The organism is Corallococcus sp. AB038B (assembly GCF_003668955.1).
Classification (GTDB): Bacteria; Myxococcota; Myxococcia; order Myxococcales; family Myxococcaceae; genus Corallococcus; species Corallococcus exiguus.
Map to the genome: position 1 here is coordinate 1 of NZ_RAWO01000249.1, position 406 is coordinate 406.

Genomic DNA, 406 nt, shown 5'->3' on the forward strand with positions numbered 1-406 from the left:
GGCGCTGGTCCGCCGGGTCTATGACGGTGGCAACACCACGACCCTTCCCGGCACCGTGGGCCGCAACGAAGGAGACCCGCCTGTCGCGGACCCCATCGTCAACGCCGCCTACGACAACCTGGGCGCCGTCTACAATTGCTACAACGACCTGTTCGGCCGCGACTCCTACGACAGGGCGGGCGCCACGCTCATCGCCACCGTTCACCACCGCGTGAATTATGTGAATGCGTTCTGGAATGGGACGCAGATGGTGTTTGGGGACGGTGACGGCACCACCTCCCTCAACCTGGCCCTCAGCCTGGACGTGACGGCCCACGAGCTGACGCACGCCGTGACGGAGTTCGACTCGGACCTCATCTACTCCGGCGAGTCCGGCTGCCTGAACGAGGCCATGTCCGACATCTTC

The 406-nt window shown here is 65.0% G+C and carries 1 pseudogene; it reads left to right on the forward strand.

What is annotated here, in order from left to right:
• Positions 1 to 406: pseudogene (locus tag D7Y04_RS43170) on the forward strand (peptidase); the annotation flags it as partial.